13 protein-coding genes, 1 tRNA gene and 2 pseudogenes are annotated in these 16,414 nt (G+C 61.0%); 13 read left to right on the plus strand and 3 right to left on the minus strand.

Features of this window, described 5'->3' with window-relative positions; all coding sequences use genetic code 11:
• Positions 1-9: 9 nt before the first annotated feature.
• From BPSY_RS03970 to BPSY_RS12075, 3 genes and pseudogenes are all read left to right on the plus strand, one after another.
• Entirely contained in the window at positions 10-600 is a 591-nt protein-coding gene (locus BPSY_RS03970) for a hypothetical protein (RefSeq protein ID WP_034886641.1), read from the plus strand.
• Complete coding sequence (locus BPSY_RS03975; RefSeq protein ID WP_033498125.1) at positions 597-803, plus strand: hypothetical protein; 207 nt, start codon at positions 597-599, stop codon at positions 801-803. Before BPSY_RS03970 ends, BPSY_RS03975 begins: the two co-directional genes overlap by 4 nt.
• A 190-nt stretch (positions 804-993) precedes the next feature.
• Positions 994-2,034: pseudogene (locus tag BPSY_RS12075) on the plus strand (recombinase family protein); the annotation flags it as partial.
• A 595-nt stretch (positions 2,035-2,629) separates the two neighbouring features.
• Here the strand turns inward: BPSY_RS12075 and BPSY_RS03990 are convergent.
• A tRNA-Lys gene (locus tag BPSY_RS03990) sits at positions 2,630-2,705 on the minus strand.
• A gap of 184 nt (positions 2,706-2,889) precedes the next feature.
• A complete protein-coding gene (locus BPSY_RS03995) occupies positions 2,890-3,168 on the minus strand; it encodes an Lrp/AsnC ligand binding domain-containing protein (RefSeq protein WP_033498131.1) in 279 nt (92 codons plus the stop codon).
• A 324-nt stretch (positions 3,169-3,492) separates the two neighbouring features.
• Here BPSY_RS03995 and BPSY_RS04000 point away from each other — a divergent pair, with 324 nt between their 5' ends.
• From BPSY_RS04000 to BPSY_RS04020, 5 genes and pseudogenes are all read left to right on the plus strand, one after another.
• Positions 3,493-4,311, plus strand: a complete 819-nt coding sequence (locus tag BPSY_RS04000; RefSeq protein WP_033498151.1) for an NUDIX hydrolase — start codon at positions 3,493-3,495, stop codon at positions 4,309-4,311.
• Complete coding sequence (nadA, locus tag BPSY_RS04005) at positions 4,311-5,576, plus strand: quinolinate synthase NadA (RefSeq protein ID WP_033498153.1); 1,266 nt, start codon at positions 4,311-4,313, stop codon at positions 5,574-5,576. The genes BPSY_RS04000 and nadA overlap by 1 nt, the downstream gene beginning before the upstream one ends.
• Positions 5,573-7,399: pseudogene (locus tag BPSY_RS04010) on the plus strand (L-aspartate oxidase); the annotation flags it as partial. The gene nadA and the pseudogene BPSY_RS04010, both read left to right, overlap by 4 nt.
• A gap of 185 nt (positions 7,400-7,584) precedes the next feature.
• Positions 7,585-8,433: a carboxylating nicotinate-nucleotide diphosphorylase gene (nadC, locus tag BPSY_RS04015; protein ID WP_033498132.1), complete on the plus strand. Its 849-nt coding sequence runs from the start codon at positions 7,585-7,587 to the stop codon at positions 8,431-8,433.
• Between the two features lies 1 nt (position 8,434).
• Complete coding sequence (locus BPSY_RS04020; RefSeq protein ID WP_051921690.1) at positions 8,435-9,754, plus strand: cysteine desulfurase family protein; 1,320 nt, start codon at positions 8,435-8,437, stop codon at positions 9,752-9,754.
• Between the two features lie 105 nt (positions 9,755-9,859).
• On the opposite strand, the gene BPSY_RS04025 is transcribed toward BPSY_RS04020, so the two are convergent.
• A complete protein-coding gene (locus BPSY_RS04025) occupies positions 9,860-10,648 on the minus strand; it encodes a TetR/AcrR family transcriptional regulator (RefSeq protein WP_238556798.1) in 789 nt (262 codons plus the stop codon).
• A gap of 178 nt (positions 10,649-10,826) precedes the next feature.
• Here BPSY_RS04025 and BPSY_RS04030 point away from each other — a divergent pair, with 178 nt between their 5' ends.
• From BPSY_RS04030 to BPSY_RS04050, 5 genes are all read left to right on the plus strand, one after another.
• Positions 10,827-11,237 (plus strand): hypothetical protein, encoded by a 411-nt coding sequence (locus BPSY_RS04030; RefSeq protein ID WP_162178437.1) that lies wholly within the window; start codon positions 10,827-10,829, stop codon positions 11,235-11,237.
• Positions 11,238-11,314: 77 nt separating this feature from the next.
• Positions 11,315-12,556 (plus strand): signal recognition particle-docking protein FtsY, encoded by a 1,242-nt coding sequence (gene ftsY / locus BPSY_RS04035; protein WP_033498134.1) that lies wholly within the window; start codon positions 11,315-11,317, stop codon positions 12,554-12,556.
• A 290-nt stretch (positions 12,557-12,846) separates the two neighbouring features.
• On the plus strand, positions 12,847-14,133 hold the full coding sequence (locus BPSY_RS04040) for an ammonium transporter (RefSeq protein WP_033498135.1): 1,287 nt from the start codon (positions 12,847-12,849) through the stop codon (positions 14,131-14,133).
• Between the two features lies 1 nt (position 14,134).
• The gene (locus tag BPSY_RS04045; RefSeq protein WP_033498136.1) at positions 14,135-14,473 is read left to right on the plus strand and encodes a P-II family nitrogen regulator; all 339 of its coding nucleotides are present in this window, start codon (positions 14,135-14,137) and stop codon (positions 14,471-14,473) included.
• Between the two features lie 119 nt (positions 14,474-14,592).
• Positions 14,593-16,407 (plus strand): [protein-PII] uridylyltransferase family protein, encoded by a 1,815-nt coding sequence (locus BPSY_RS04050; protein ID WP_033498137.1) that lies wholly within the window; start codon positions 14,593-14,595, stop codon positions 16,405-16,407.
• Positions 16,408-16,414: the final 7 nt, after the last annotated feature.

Below are 16,414 nucleotides of genomic sequence, written 5' to 3' on the forward strand. Positions count from 1 at the left end.
CGGGCCATCATGAGCGACGACGACTACACGCCCGACACCGGACCCTCCGACGGGCAGGACTATGCGGACAATCCCGGACCCTCCACGTTCGACTCCCGGCCTGATCTGCCCGAGCCGCCGCACCCGATCAACTGGAACCTGCTGACGGCCACCGACCTGGAGGCCGAGCTGCTGGAGCTGAACCGGTGGGTGGACTGGCTGCGCCACACCTATGGGCTTCCGGCCAGCGTGATCCCGCCGATGTGGCACCGGCACCCCGAACTGCTCTGGGAGCTCTCCGCCCTGCACTTGAGCTGGCTGGCCGCCTACGACCCCGAACAGAACGCCGCCGCCCCCTTGGGCTGGCACCGCGACTTCGCCGACACGCGAACCCGTCTGCGCGAATGGGTCACCACTTCGGGTACCAGGTTGGACCGTGACCGGCCCACACGGCAGACCAGCTGGCCTGGCGAACGGCCCGCCCCACCCGTCGAGGAGACCCCCGTCACTAATCGAGACGAGGACTTCGTCAACTTCGTCATCGACGAGGTCAACAAGCGCCGGAAGGCCGAAGACGCCTTCTACGCCGGTGTGGACCCGAAGACGGGAGAAGCGCGATGACCCGGAAACGCAAGGAGCGGAAGGCTCCGCCACAGCGGTTGCGTGGCTACAGGATCGAGGCGCAGCAGCGCTCGGACCCGGACCTGCACAAGCTGGCTCAGGTGTTCATCGGCCTGGCCATGCAGCGGGCCCGAGCCGAGCGCGACACCCAGAAACCGGACCAGCCCGACGCTGGGCAGAGTCCGGATGATCCGGTAGAATAATGAATCATACAAGCCAGCAGCCGGGCCTTCGGGTGTGACTGTGGTGCTCAGTCCTTTTTGGCCTTCGAGGCTTACCTGGGGACGTTGCAACGCCAAGCGTTCCGGGTCGTGTTGATTTCTTACTGGCACCGTGCGAACGGCATCCGCCGTGCGCATTGGCCCCGCACCCGTCGGGGAAGGAACCACGACCATGACCACCACACAGAACGCAACTTCCGACGCACCCGCACGGGAGACCACCGCACTGGCCGTCTCCTATCTGCGTGTCTCGACCAAGGAACAAGCCGAGAAGGGCGGAACCGACGAGGGCTTCTCGATCCCCGCGCAGCGTGAAGCCAACCTGCGTAAGGCCCGAGAACTGGACGCGATCATCGTCGAGGAGTTCGTGGACGCCGGCGAGTCCGCGCGCAAGGCCGACCGGCCCGAACTGCTGCGCATGATCGAATACGTCAAGGCCAACGAGATCACGTACTGCATCGTGCACAAGATCGACCGGCTGGCCCGCAACCGGGCCGACGACGTGACCATCCACCTCGCCCTCAAACAGGCCGGGGTCACGCTCGTGTCCGTGACCGAGAACATCGACGAGACCCCATCGGGCATGCTCGTGCACGGCATCATGTCCTCCATCGCCGAGTTCTACAGCCGCAACCTCGCCACCGAGGTGTCCAAGGGCATGACCCAGAAGGCGATCACCGGCGGCACCCTCGGCAAGGCGCCCATCGGCTACCTCAATGCGCGTAAACGCGACGAGCTGGGGCGTGAGATACGCACGGTCGAACTCGACCCTCGGCGTGCCCCGCTGATCAAGTGGGCGTTCGAGGCGTACGCGACCGGACGCTACTCGACCATCACCCTGCGCGAGGAGCTCATCGACCGAGGCCTGACCACCGCGCCCACGCCCAAGCACCCGGCCCGGACGCCCGCCCTGTCATCGGTGCACCGCTTCCTGACCAACCCCTATTACAAAGGGCAGATCACCTTCCGGGGCGCGGCCTACGACGGCCTGCACGAGCCGTTGGTGTCCAAAGAAATCTGGTACCGGGTCCAAGCCGTGCTCAACGCGCACCAGGCGTCCGGGGAGAAGACCCAGGCCCACGACCACTATCTGAAGGGCAGCATCTACTGCGGGGAATGCGGCTCCCGGCTCATCCTGTCGAACGCGCGCGGCAGCCAGAACGTCATCTACCCCTACTTCCTGTGCTCCGGCCGGCACTCCAAGCGCACCGACTGCGAACGGCGCGCCATGTACGTGCCCGACATCGAGGCCGCAGTCGAGGAGTACTACCGAACCATCGAGATCCCCGAACACACCATCGCCTCCCTGCGCGGGCTGGTCATGGCCGAGTTCGACCAGCTGCGCGACATCGCCCGCAGGGAACAACACGCCTACCAGGCCGAACGAAGCGACCTGCTCGACGAGCGCGGCAAATTGCTCCAGGCCCACTACTCGGGAGCCATCCCCATCGACCTGCTCAAAACCGAACAGGAGCGCATCAGCAGGCGGCTCGCGTTCCTTGACGTGCAGATCGAGGCCGGTGACATGGAGTACGAGCGGGCCAAAGCCCATCTGGACGACTGCCTGACGCTGGCCGGCAACTGCCACCAGCTGTACATGAGCCTGGACGACTCGATGCGCCGCATCGCCAACCAGGCGTTCTTCGGCAAGCTCTGCGTCCAGGAGCACAACCGGATCGAGGGCCGGCCCGGTGAGCCCTTCGATATCCTCATGGACCCCGACATACAAAAACTCGCCCTCCGCTACAAATCGGAGAACGAAACGGGAAATCAAACTCAGTTCGTCGCAAGTTTGAACAACGAACAGCTGGTGCCCCCCCTCGGATTCGAACCGAGAACCCACGACTTAAAAGGACGCTGCTCTAACCATTGAGCCAGAGGGGCAACAGCATTTCATAATACAACTGAAATCGAGAAGACGCCACCTGCAGGGGTTACGGTGTGCCTTCGTGCATCCGGGCGTCTATCGGATCGCAGGTATACGGCCTTCGCCAATCCGAGAGCATCACCGCCCGAACAGCGTGACGGGGCGGCTATGCAACACCCTACGGCTCATGGGAGGGCCGAATCAGTCGAGACCCAGCTCGTAGGCGGCGTTGATGTCCTTGTCGGAGTAGGTTTTGAACGCCATCAAGGTTTGTGTGCTGAGCACGCCATCAACCTTCGCGATACCTCCGGGAATGACCGTCGTCAGATCGTCGAAGGCCTTGGTGGAGATAACGGCGACCAGGTCAATGTCGCCGGCGACCGAGTAGACGTCTTTGACGCCTTCGATTTCAACGATTGATTGTGCCGCTTCATTGATGCTGTTCGGCTCGGCGTTGATCAGCACTATCGCATCTACCATGAGTGTTCCTTTCGTGTGTGGGGCATCTGGGCGCACGCCATGCATAGGTGCGGCGTGCGGAATCACTGCCTGCTGACCAGTATAGATTCTTCGCCGCTGCCTGCTTCACCGCGGTTTACCGGACTGCGCCGCTTCGAAGCAGGCTTCCGGACCGTGGTGGGCAGACGGGAGCGCGCACCGTCGCACCCAATTAAAAGTCATGTCGACTATAAGTGGGGTACAATAACAGTCAGGCGAATGGAGAAACCCTGCGATTTCGCTTGAATCGGTCACATTATGCGGCATCGGCCAGGGGTGTGCAAAACAGTATACGAGGTGGATGAAGTGCCTTTCGGGAATGTCAGTGAGCGTTTGCAGCAGCCGCCCGACGTGGGGGTGTCTGTGGTGATACTCGCATTGGGAGCGCCCGAGAACGAAGAGTCCCGGGATGCTTCAGGCGACTCCAAGGATCGCACCGGTCGGCTATGGCTGCCATTGGTCAGGCGCGTCAGGCAACCCTTCCTCGGTGACTGGGCGCTTCCTGGTGGCGGTCTGCAATGTGGCATCTCCTTGGAGCAGGCAGCCTTCGCGGCCTTGGAGTCCACAACCGACATGCACCCCAGGTATCTTGAGCAGCTCTATACCTTTGGCGATCCGAAGCGTTCCAGCGGTGGTCTGCCGATGGTATCCATCGTGTACTGGGCTCTTGTGGGATCGGCCGAAATCAGGACCTGCACCGAGGGCGGGAACGTCCAGTGGTTCCCGGCCGACGAGTTGCCCGCCTTGGCCTTCGATCATCGCGGCATCATCGAGTACGCGCTCTGGCGGTTGCGCAACAAAATCGAATACTCCACCATAGCCGCCCGTTTCGTCGGGGAACGCTTCACTCTGGCCCAGTTGCGCAGCGTTCATGAAGCGGTTCTCGGGCGTTCCCTGGATCCGGCGAACTTCCGACGTCACATCCTGGGATCGGGTGAGCTGGAGGACACCGGGACCACGGTCATTCAAGGCCGGAGTCGTCCGGCATCGGTGTACCGCTACCGGCGTGCGGAAACGACATCATCGCTGTTCTCGCCCTCCGTGGATCTGGCGCATGCTCGCGCCGACGGCAGCAGAGTATCGCAATCCGCGATGACAAACGCTCATAACAAAGGAGTTTCATGATGACGGCAGTTGACGAAATCATAGCCCGCTTGGATGCGAAGGAAAGCTGCGATACCGGTCTGTCCTTGGACCCTTGGGTGTTCGACGATCCCCAGGTGGGCAACTCCTATGGCCCGGGTGCTTCGATCAACGATCGCATCCCGCGATTCGCCCCCCGACAGATGCCCCTTCCCGAGTCATACCGGCAGGCTTCCGAGGAGGAACTGCGCGATCGCATCGTGGATGCCAAAGCGAAACTCGGCAGCCGTGTGCTCATCCTTGGACATTTCTACCAGCGGGACGAAATCGTCGCGCATGCGGATTTCGTCGGTGACTCCTTTCAGTTGGCGAAGAATGCCACGGAGCGACCGGATGCCGAGCATATCGTTTTCTGCGGTGTGCACTTCATGGCGGAGACCGCGGATATCCTCTCCACACCGGAGCAGAGCGTCACGCTGCCGAATCTTTCCGCAGGGTGCTCGATGGCCGATATGGCCGACATCGGGCAGGTGGAGGAGTGCTGGGAACAGCTCAGCGAAATCTGCGCTTCGTCACAGGACGGCAGGGGATTGGCGCCCATCATCCCTGTCACCTATATGAACTCCTCAGCTGCGTTGAAGGCTTTCTGCGGTCGTCACGGCGGCATTGTGTGCACATCGTCCAACGCGAGGGCCGTGCTGGAATGGTCATTCGCGAGAGGCAAACGTGTCCTCTTTTTCCCGGACCAGCATCTTGGCCGTAATACCGCAGCCGCCATGGGCATGGACCTTCGTCGCATGCCGGTATGGAACCCCTTCCGTCCCCTGGGTGATAACAGTGCGGAGGATTACCGAGATGCACAGATGATCCTGTGGAAGGGATTCTGCTCCGTCCATCAGCGCTTCACGGTCGAGCAGATCGAGCGGGCTCGCGCAGCCTATCCCGGGGTCAAGGTCATCGTGCACCCCGAATGCTCCTTCGAAGTGGTCAATGCGGCCGATGGAACCGGTTCTACCGCATACATCGTCAACGAGATCGAAAACGCGCCTGCGGGATCCGCTGTCGCCGTAGGCACCGAGATCAATCTGGTCAATCGGCTCGCCGCCGACCATCCGGATAAAACCGTGTTCTGCCTCGATCCGGTGGTGTGCCCCTGCTCCACGATGTATCGCATTCACCCTGCGTATCTCGCCTGGTCTCTGGAACATCTGCTCGCAGGGGATGTGGTCAACCGCATCACAGTAGATGCCGACACCGCAGGTGAGGCCAAAATAGCCCTTGAGCGGATGCTGAGGGTGCATCCATGATCGTGATCGTCGGCTCAGGCATTGCCGGGCTTTCGGCCGCGCTAGCAGCGACGGGCGGTCTCGGACCCGAAGCGGATGCCGTTGGACATGATGCCGAAGTGCTGTTGGTGAGCAAAGGCTCCTTCCTTGAATCCAACACGCTGCATGCCCAGGGCGGTGTTGCGGCAGCACTATTCCATGACGACGACCCTTCGCTGCATGCACAGGACACACTTGCGGCAGGGGACGGCCTATGCGATCCCACCGCGGTGGATGTGCTGACCACGGCTGGGGTGCAACGTATGAATGAGCTGCTGGCTGAGGGCGTCCACTTCGACCGGGCCGATGACGGGAGCCTGCTGCGTGGCCTCGAAGCCGCACATTCCAAACCGAGGGTGGTGCATGCCGGCGGCGACGCCACGGGCAGGGTGTTGGAGCACGATGTGGCCGCTCTGGTGCTTGCGAATCCCCGAATCCATCTGCTGGAATACGCCTTTCTCACTGACCTTCGTATCAGTGACGGCAGGGTCTGCGGCATCACGGTGCTGCTTGATGTGGGAGCCGGGCATGACGGCGGTAAGGGAAACGATTCGTATACCGCAGGATTGATCGACCGTGCACGTCGAAGCCCTTCGCACCGTATCGATATTGATGCTGGAAGCGTCATCCTTGCGACAGGTGGTTCAGGTCAGCTCTATCCGTACACGACCAACCCCGAAATCGCCACCGGGGATGGGGTGGCGGCTGCTTGGCGCGCGGGGGCGCAGATCGCGGATTTGGAGTTCTACCAATTCCATCCCACGGCCTTGGCTGTCGGCGAGCATTTTCTGATTTCCGAGGCGGTGCGTGGGGAAGGCGCCCAGCTGCTTGATGAGCAGGGCGTAAGATTCATGCCCGGAGTGGACCGACGCGCGGAATTGGCTCCGCGCGACGTGGTGGCCCGCGCGAACTTCGCCGTGATGCAACGGCAATCAGGACGCCCTGTGCGCCTGGACCTGTCAACGGTGAAGGTTCCGGACGGCAAAGACGACACACTTGAGAGCTTCCTCCGCAGGCGGTTCCCGACGATTGATGCGTATACGCATTCCCTCGGTTTCCATTGGGAATCACAGACCATTCCGGTGACTCCTGCAGCGCACTATTCAATGGGGGGTATCTGCACGGATGTCTATGGGCGGAGCAGCATTCCCGGATTGTATGCGGCCGGCGAGTGCGCGCGAAGCGGGGTGCATGGGGCGAACAGGCTGGCCTCGAACTCGCTGCTCGAAGCCATGGTCTTTGGTCACCGTGCGGGCATCTCCGCACTGAGGGACGGCGAGGCGCTTGAGGGTAAGCATGCTCCTCTCGATCACACTTCGGATGAGGCGGCAGACGGTTATGCTCAGCGGCGGCCCCATGATCATTGGCAGGTAGCCTCACCACATGCGGTCAAGCAGCGTCTGACCGCAATCGAGATACCCGATTACGGAAACACGCGGAGCGATGACGGCGGTCAATCCGCGATCTGGGAACGGGATCGCATCCAACATGAGATGTGGACGCATGTCGGGGTGCTGCGGGAGCAATCGGGGCTGCAACAGGCGGTGTCCTCGCTCGGGGTGGCGCTTACCTGTGCTGACGGCTGCTGTCGGAAGCAGTCCACGCAGGAGCAGGCAATCAGCGATCGGGAAGCGGAGCATTCGTATGACGAGAATGTTCGTGCCTTGGAGAACCGCAATCTGCTGACGATAGGGTATCTGAGCGCCCGGGCGGCCTTGGAGCGCCGTGAATCGCGCGGGGCCCACGCCCGTACCGATTTCCCCGACACCGATGCTGAAGCCGTATCACGTCGATACGTGCTTGCTTCGGCGACAGCGGCAGCATCGACGACCGACCGAACCCTGCCTATTCCGGTTTTCTCCTCGACTACGTATACGGAAGCGTCATATGCGCAGTCGTCGCATGCGCAGTCGTCGTATATCCAGTCGACTCAGCGTCATGATCGGCCCGGAAGAGTTCAGGGAGCCGAAAACGAAGGGAATGGGAAGACATGCTGACCTCGCAGCTTATCCGCCAGGCGGTCTCGGCCGCTCTTATCGAGGATGCCCCGACAGGGGACATCAGTTGCGCCTATGCGATGGAGCCCACCGCGCTCGCAACGGTACGGCTGACGGCGCGCGAAGCGGGTGTGATGAGCGGCATGGAGGTATTCACGGCCGCCTTCACCTTGCAGGGGAGCGGGAATACGGTAACCCCGGCCATTGCCGATGGCGAGTCCTTCGGCGCTGGAGCCGTGCTGGCAGGTGTGACAGGCACCCTTCGCGACGTCCTGGGGGCCGAAAGAGTGGCTTTGAACTTCATCCAGCGTATGTGCGGCATAGCCACGATGACGGCAGACTTCGTCGCGGCCGTAGGCGACCGTCCCACACGTATCGTCGATACGCGCAAAACGACGCCCGGCCTGCGCGCTTTCGAGAAGTATGCGGTGACATGTGGCGGCGGAAGCAACCATCGGCAGGGTCTTTCCGACGCCGTCATGCTGAAGGACAACCATCTCGCGGCCTTTGAGAGCCAGGGCATCCCGATCGTGCGGGCCATCAGGGAGATCCGGGCCCATATAAGCCACACGACCCATATCGAGGTCGAAATAGATCGTCTTGATCAGCTTGACGCGGTGTTGGAGGGGCGACCGGACACTATTATGCTCGACAACTTCAAGCTCTCCGACCTGAACAGCGCCGTGCGCATCATCGACGGACGGACGCTTGTGGAGGCGAGTGGGAACATGACGCTTGACCGTATCGCGTCAGTGGCTGACAGCGGTGTCGATCTGATTTCCGTCGGGGCGTTGACTCACAGCGTCAGGAGTATCGATCTGGGCTTGGATTGGCTGGGATAGCGTGAGTGGCGCGGTCGCGGACGGCGGGGCAGCTGAGGAATTCGTGTATCTGGATGCTGCCGCGACGGAGGCCGCCGACCCTGAAGTCGTCAAAGCGATGTTGCCGTATATGATTCAGGAATTCGGCAATCCCTCAAGCGTGCACACCCAAGGCAAGGCCGCCGCCTCGGTCCTCCGCCGGGCGCGGGAGGAGGTGGCCTCTCGTCTGGGAGCCAGGGCGGGGGATGTGATCTTTACCTCCGGCGGCACTGAATCAGACAATCTGGCCATCAAGGGCATCGCCTTGGGCATAAGGGCCAGGCAAGCGGAACAACAGGGCATGCGTGATCGGCGCTTATCGCTTCCGGTCCCTGATGCCGCTCGCTCGGATGACGCACGGAGGCCAATCGGGGTGGCTGCGGACGATGGTCCCGCCCTACGCAGAGAGATCGTGATATCGGCGGTGGAGCATTCGGCCGTGAGGGAATCGGCGAGATGGCTTGAACGGAATGCGGGTTTCAGGGTTATCGAGATTCCCGTCGATGGACAGGGACATGTCGATGTCGGGTGTCTGAAGGATTGCGTCGGTCCTGAAACCGCTCTGGTCTCGGTCATGCTCGCCAGCAATGAGGTCGGAACGATTCAGCCGATATCCCGAATCGCTGAGATCGCCCATGCCCAGGGGGCCTTCATCCATACGGATGCCGTGCAGGCAGCCGGCCTGATTCCTGTGAGCATGCGCGATCTGGGCGTGGATGCGATCAGCCTTTCCGGTCATAAATTCGGCACGCCCAAAGGGATCGGGGCACTCATCATGCGCTCGACTGTGCCGTATGAGGATCTGATATCAGGCGGGGGGCAGGAGCATGGAATCCGTTCCGGAACCGAGAATGTGGCCGGTGCCGTGGCTTTGGCGGTGGCTTTGAACAAGGCCTTGGAGCACCTTCCGGATCGTTCGGCTGCTCTGAGCGCGACGGCGCGACGGCTGACCATGGCATTGTGCGATGCCGTTCCTGAAGTGATGGTGACGGGCGATCCCGTGCACCGGCTTCCAGGGCATGTCTCCTTGATTCTTCCCGGGGTTTCGGGTGAGGCGCTGCTGGTGGAATTGGACGCGCACGGAATCAGCTGCTCGAGCGGATCCGCATGCGCGGTCGGAAGGACGGAAGCCTCACCGACACTGCTGGCCATGGGATTTGATGCCGCTGCGGCCAAGGCTTCGCTGCGTATGACCTTCCGCTCTCCGATCAGTGACGCCACAATAGACAGGGTCGCCGTAATAGTGAAGGATGCCGCGTCGCGGCTGAATCCTCATGTGGAACACGTCGGCAGGAATTCGTGATCCCTCATCGGCGTCGGGCATTGTGGAGCATTGCCGGGAGTAGATCAGCGGAAGGGTGATCGGCGGAAGGACGATCGTTCGGTGGCTGGATCCATGCCCGGTGACTCAGCCCTCGCCGATGCCATCCTTCTCGGTGCTGTGTTCCGCAGAGGCGGCTTTGTCGTCTGTGCCCGCCGTCGTGCCGTCCTCGATATGCCCGTCTTCAACAGGGTCGACGGCATCGGATCGTTGCGCATCGGTGTCCGGTGCGGCCCGGTGTTCCGGCTTCCGCTGCTCCTTCGCCTTGTTCCGCTTGCCTTCGAAACGCAGCACCGGTTTCGATTCGAGACGCGAAAGGCCATTCCACGCGAGATTCACGATATACGCGGCGAGCTGCTCCTTGCTCGCTTTGCGCCGATCGGCCCAATACTGGCCGGTGAACACGGTCAGTCCCACCAGCATCTGGGCGTAATAGGGAACGGCTCGAGTGGAAAGCTTCTGGCGTTTGAATGACTCATCAAGTATCTCTTCGACCTTGAGACTCACATCGCCAAGCAGTGAGCTGAAGGAACTCGAGGGGTCGGTGCTGGGGGAATCCCGGACCAGGATCTGAAAGCCCTCGGTATGCTCCTCGATGAAGGTCAGCAGGGCGAGCGCCGTTCGTTCCACAATTCTCCGTGGATGATCGCTGCTCTCCTCCAAAGAGGCGTTGAGGGCAACGGTGAGGGACTGCATCGCACGGTCGACCACAACCGCATACAGGCCTTCCTTGCCGCCAAAGTGCTCGTACACGATGGGTTTGCTGACCTTGGCGCTCGAAGCGATCTCCTCCACGCTCACCGCTTCGAAGCCTTTGGTCGCGAATAGCGAGCGTCCAACCTCGATCAGCTGTTCGCGGCGCTGAAATGATGTCATTCGTGAAGATCCGCTCATGCTATACAGTTTCCCACAGTTTTCACCGCGGATGAGGTGGGCCGGGCATCGCCCTGCAGGGAAAGGAATCGCGCGCCTGCAAGGCGCAAAGCGGCCAAGGGTGTGGAGAACGCGCGGGGGTTCGGCTTTGCTGCGAGAGAATGCCGCCATAGCTGGCACAATGAGTGTCATGGTTTGGGCGATTTTCATATGGTTGGCCGTGGTCATTGCATTGGTCGTGGTTGTGCTGCGCCTCGCGCGAGGCGAGTCGCATCAGGGTGCCTCGTATGAGCCGGTCGACGACCTGTTGGATGCCGAGCAGCAATCACAGCAGGCGCGTAGCCCGCGCGTGGCAGGTACGGCACCTTCATTTCAGCCCACCGGACATCCCCGTCCCGAATACCGTGGTGATGACACACTCGACTCGACGATGGAGAATCCCGTGTATGTCAATAACGCTTCGGTCGTAGAGGTCAGGGCGCTGTTCAAATCGGGAGAGCGGCGTGATGACAAGCAAAGCGCGACGGAGCTCAAGGCCCCGTCTTCCGCAAACGACTCAGACGCCATCCATCCTCTGAAGCCTCTTGGCTGATTCTCCGATCCCAAAGCGGCGTAGGGCATGCCGCTCCTGTGCGTAACGCTGTCCCTCTCCGTTTTTAGTGTTGTGGTATGGATACAAAGCTGATTGTGGGCATTATCGTTGCCGCAGTAGTCATTTTGGCGATTATCGTTGCAGTCGTCAGCATCAGGCGTTATCACGAACAACGTTCCTCAGGCGAATCACCGCGCCCGACGGTGGATGCGCAGGCGAATCCGGATGCCCCGGGTGGGCGATCCGTGCAGGATGGTGTCACCAATCCGCGTCTGGAACCTGTGTCGGCACAGGTACTCGACCCGATCGTCGCCGCGGAGCCCGCCCCGCAAATCGACGGGACCGGAGAGATTGCCACTCGAATGGCGGATGCCGAGCGCAAACCCGAATCCTCGACATCGCGCCTGCTGCGCCTGCGCTCGCGTTTGGCAAAAAGCGCCAATCCCTTCGGCAAGGCCCTGTTCAACATACTGACCAAGGACGCCCTGACCGAAGCGGATTGGGAAGAGGTCGAAGACATCCTACTGATGGCGGATGTCGGCGCCGAGGCGAGCGCCCAGTTGATCGAGGAATTGCGTTCGGATGCACGCGTGACAGGGCAGAGGGATCCCTCCGCCATTCGTGAGCTGCTGCGCAGCAAACTGCTCGTGTTGCTGGACATCGACAAGGACCGTGCATTGAGGGCGAGCCGCGCTGATGCGCCGAAACCCTCGGTCATCATGATGGTCGGTGTGAACGGCACGGGTAAGACCACCACGGCCGGCAAACTCGCGCGTCTTTTCGTCGCGGAATCCAAAACGGTGGTCATGGGGGCGGCGGACACCTTCCGTGCGGCTGCCGCCGATCAGCTCGAAACCTGGGGCAACAAGGTCTCGGTTCCGGTGGTGCGCAGCGATCGCGATGGCGCCGACCCCGCCTCGGTGGCCTTCGAAGCGGCGAACCGGGCCGTTGAGGATCACGCCGACGTTCTGATCATCGATACGGCCGGACGGCTGCAGAACAAGGCGAACCTGATGGACGAACTCGGCAAGATCCGACGGGTGACCGAGAAAACCGTGACGGTGGACGAGGTGCTGCTGGTGCTCGATGCCACAACAGGACAGAACGGCATGGCACAGGCAAAGGTGTTCGCCCAGGCGATCGGCATCACCGGAATCGTGCTGAGCAAGATGGATGGCTCGGCCAAAGGTGGCATCGTGATCTCCGTGCAGAAGGAGCTCGGGGTCCCGGTGAAATTGGTCGGTCTGGGGGAAGGGCCGGATGATCTGGCACCCTTCGACGCCGAAGCCTTCGTGGATGGCATTCTGGCCCAGGGATAAGGTGATTGTCCCTGTATCACGGAGCGGTCGAATAGGCGCCGATACACCTCGTATAAACTGTTCAGCCACAATATGGTTGGCTAAGATGTCTTGTAGGAGTAGGGGATTTACATTCTCGTAACATACTGGAATGGTCACGGTAACCCTGCGGACGTTGTATTGCAGCTGTTGGTTTCCTAAAAGGAACACCAGTAGAGAAGTCTGCCGGATCCCCGCCGGTGGTATTGAGAAAGACCCGCGATGCCGACATGGATTGACGGGTCCATTTATGAACAGAGAGGGAGGTAGACATGGACACTGGCAATGCAGCATGGATGTTAACATCCGCGTCCTTTGTGTTCCTCATGACGCCTGGAGTGGCGTTTTTCTATGGAGGCATGGTCCGCGCTAAAGCAGTGCTGAACATGTTGATGTTGTCGGCAGCCGCGCTGGCCGTCACAGGTGTCGTCTGGACGCTCTGGGGTTGGTCCATCGCCTATGCGGGCACGGACATCGGTGGAATCTTTGGCGATCCCGCCACAGGCTTCCTGCTCAAAGACACGATGGTCGCCACTGATGGCGTATTCGGGTCGGTCGATGTCAAGGACGCGGCATACCCACACAGCATTGATGTGGCCTTCCAGGTCACTTTCGCCATGATTACCGTCGCTCTGATCTCGGGTGCGCTCGCGGAACGTATCAAGTTCAGCACCTGGATGATTTTCGTCGCCTTGTGGATCACCTTCGACTATGCGCCTATGGCTCACATGGTCTGGAATGGTGGCCTGCTTTCGGCCGATGGCGCCATCTCCCAGGCGGTCGGTGCAGCGGCCCACGACTTCGCAGGTGGCACGGTGGTCCATATCAACGCCGCAGTAGCCGCCCTGATCATCGTGCTCATCATTGGCAAGCGCAAAGGCTTCGGCAAAGAGCCTTTCCGCCCTCACAATGTTCCTTTCGTGATGCTCGGCGCATTCCTGCTCTGGTTCGGATGGTTCGGTTTCAACGCCGGTTCCGCATTCGGCGCCAACGGCACCGCCGGTTACGCTTGGGTCTCCACCACGGCTGCGACCTCCGCCGCGGTGCTTGGCTGGCTGTTCACTGAGAAGATCCGTTCCGGTCGTTACACGGCAATGGGCGCCGCATCGGGTATGGTCGCCGGACTCGTTGCGATCACCCCTGCGGCCGATGTGGTGTCCCCGTTCTGGGCAATGGTTCTCGGTCTTATCGCGGGTATCCTCTGCTGCCTCGCATGCGGTCTGAAGTTCAAGCTGGACTATGACGATTCGCTTGATGTCGTCGGCGTTCACGGCGTCGGTGGTCTCATCGGCACTGTGCTCATCGGCTTCTTCGGCGAGGGAACCGGTTTGTTCGCCGGTGGCGATGGCAAGCAGCTGCTGGTGCAGGTGCTTATCGCACTTGTCGCGATTGCCTTCTCCGCCGTGATCACCTTCATCATCGCCTTCGCACTTGAGAAGACGATTGGTTGGAGAGTGACCGAGGCCCAGGAGATCACCGGTATCGATCTCACCGACCAGGGCGAACGCGCATACGATTTCGCTGGTACGGCCAGCTCAATCATCAAGGAGGTGAAGTGAGATGAAGCTTATAACAGCAATCATTCAGCCACACAAGCTCGATGATGTCAAGGAGGCTTTGTCCGCCGCAGGAGTGCACGGTCTGACGGTTTCCGAGGCCAATGGCTATGGTCGTCAGCGCGGTCACACCGAGGTGTATCGCGGTGCCGAGTACACAGTCGATCTGATTCCGAAGATCCGTATCGAAGTCCTGGCGGATGACGCCGATGCCGCGACCCTGGTCGATGTCATCGTCAAGTCCTCCGCTACCGGAACGATCGGCGACGGCAAGGTTTGGGTGGCGCCTCTGGACACCGTTACGCGTGTCCGTACGGGTGAGACCGGTTCGGCGGCCATCTGATCCCGGGCGGTACACGGATCTGATGCCCATTCCAGGCATCACGCATTGAATCAGGAAGGCCCCGCACCACAGGTGTGCGGGGCCTTCCCATACCACAACAAGGGTGGGGGCATTCAGTTATGGGCCATGCAGTCGAGAAGCTGCACGATCGTTTGATGGAAATCAGCCGTGTCGATGATGATGGTGTCTACCGCTACGGTGCCGAGAAGAGGTCACAGAGGAGTGAACTCGTGAAGACATCCCTGAAGGCCTTGTGGCAGGAGGCTTCTGCGGAGGTGGACTTCGACCTTCCTGAATCAGGGGTAGGTCTTGCGGCGGTTGGCTCTCTCGCGAGAGGCCAGATGGGACCGAACTCCGACCTGGATCTGGTGTTGATGGTCGAGGATCGTGCCTTGAAGCAGGAGCAGCTCGCCCGCTTCGCGGACAGATTGTGGTATCCACTCTGGGATTCGGGGCTCGATCTCGATCATTCCGTCAGAACGCGCTCCCAGTGCGAATCGGTGACCGATCATGACCTGCCGGCGGCAATGGGTTGGCTCGATGTCACCGCGATTGCGGGGGACACCGCATTGATCGAGGGAACGGCATCTTCGATTCTGGAACGCTGGCGGAAAGCGGCCAGAAAACGCCTGCCCGAGCTTACCGAATCCGCGACGGCCAGACTCAGGCAGTTCGGCAGACTGCCCTATATCAACCAGCCCGACATCAAAGAGGCTCGGGGCGGGCTCCGCGATTCAACACTTATCGCCTCGCTCGCAGCCTCGTGGCTTTCCGATCGCCCGCACGGACAGTATGACGCGGCCTTGGAACGACTGTTGGATGTGCGCGACTGCATACATCTGGCCAGTAAGAAGGACACGAATCTGCTGCTGCCGCAGTACCAGCCACAGGTCGCCGGGATGCTCGGTCTGGCCGATCCTACCTTGCCGAAGGATGAGCGAGAGGCGTTGTCGATCGACGATTTGCAGACCCTGCTGGCCAGTCTGGGCAGACGCATCGCATTCGCCCTGGACTCCACCACGTCACGTGCGCAGCATTCTCTGACGCATGAACGTCCTCGTTTCGCATTCTTCCAAGGCAAGAGGGAGGCTCCGAGATTCGATGTGATAGCGCCGGGCATCGCCAAGCATGAACAGACGGTGGTGCTGGCTCCCGGCGTGAGCCCGGTGAGCGACCAGTACCTGCCTTTACGGGTTGCGGTGGCCGCGGCTGAATTCGGATTGCCGATCGCCAACTCGACGCTGATCAATCTCAGCAAATCGCCTATTCGTGATTCGGTCTGGGATGATTCGTCGAGACGCCTGTTCATCCGCTTGCTGGCGTGCAGCGAGGAGCTGACCCGTGTGTGGGAGGAGATCGACTATGTGGACATCCCAGGCAGATGGATACCCGAATGGCTGGGTGTCCGCAATCGTCCCAGCGCCTCCGCGGCGCATCGTTATACCATCGACCGCCATATGGTTGAGGTCACGTCACGTTTGGGGGAGCGTTCGCCGGGCGGGGTCCTGTATGACGAGGAGCATTACCAGGCTTTGCTGCTGGCAGGGATCCTCCATGACATCGGCAAACGCCCAGGCGTTGCTGACCATGCCGAGGAGGGCGCCCGCCATGTGCCGGTGATTCTGCGACGGATGGGATACGCCGATGCGGTGGTTGAAATGGCCACGGTCCTGGTCCGTGAGCATTTGACCTTGTCGGACTATGCTTCGGGAAAGGATCCTCATGATCCCGATGTCCTCGCTTCGCTCGCCGCCCATGTGCGTGGTGATACGACGCTGCTGGATATGCTTTTCGATCTGACGAAGGCTGACGGATCATCCTTGGGTGCCACCTCGACGGAAGCCATCACGAAACGCTATGGCTGGTCCAAGTGGCGAGAGAACCTGGTGTCGACGATGTATTCGGCGGCCAAGGCCTACATGCTCGATCGCTAGAGAATGC

It is taken from the genome of Bifidobacterium psychraerophilum, from assembly GCF_000741705.1.
Taxonomy (GTDB): Bacteria; Actinomycetota; Actinomycetes; order Actinomycetales; family Bifidobacteriaceae; genus Bombiscardovia; species Bombiscardovia psychraerophila.

Excerpts from the sequence above, each read along its gene's own strand:
- BPSY_RS03975 (WP_033498125.1), top strand. The coding sequence starts at position 597 with ATGACCCGGAAACGCAAGGAGCGGAAGGCTCCGCCACAGCGGTTGCGT.
- BPSY_RS03970 (WP_034886641.1), top strand. The coding sequence starts at position 10 with ATGAGCGACGACGACTACACGCCCGACACCGGACCCTCCGACGGGCAG.
- BPSY_RS03995 (WP_033498131.1), bottom strand. The coding sequence starts at position 3,168 with ATGGTAGATGCGATAGTGCTGATCAACGCCGAGCCGAACAGCATCAAT.
- ftsY (WP_033498134.1), top strand. The coding sequence starts at position 11,315 with ATGGATACAAAGCTGATTGTGGGCATTATCGTTGCCGCAGTAGTCATT.
- BPSY_RS04045 (WP_033498136.1), top strand. The coding sequence starts at position 14,135 with ATGAAGCTTATAACAGCAATCATTCAGCCACACAAGCTCGATGATGTC.
- nadC (WP_033498132.1), top strand. The coding sequence starts at position 7,585 with ATGCTGACCTCGCAGCTTATCCGCCAGGCGGTCTCGGCCGCTCTTATC.
- BPSY_RS04025 (WP_238556798.1), bottom strand. The coding sequence starts at position 10,648 with ATGACATCATTTCAGCGCCGCGAACAGCTGATCGAGGTTGGACGCTCG.
- BPSY_RS04030 (WP_162178437.1), top strand. The coding sequence starts at position 10,827 with ATGAGTGTCATGGTTTGGGCGATTTTCATATGGTTGGCCGTGGTCATT.
- BPSY_RS04050 (WP_033498137.1), top strand. The coding sequence starts at position 14,593 with ATGGGCCATGCAGTCGAGAAGCTGCACGATCGTTTGATGGAAATCAGC.
- BPSY_RS04040 (WP_033498135.1), top strand. The coding sequence starts at position 12,847 with ATGGACACTGGCAATGCAGCATGGATGTTAACATCCGCGTCCTTTGTG.
- nadA (WP_033498153.1), top strand. The coding sequence starts at position 4,311 with ATGACGGCAGTTGACGAAATCATAGCCCGCTTGGATGCGAAGGAAAGC.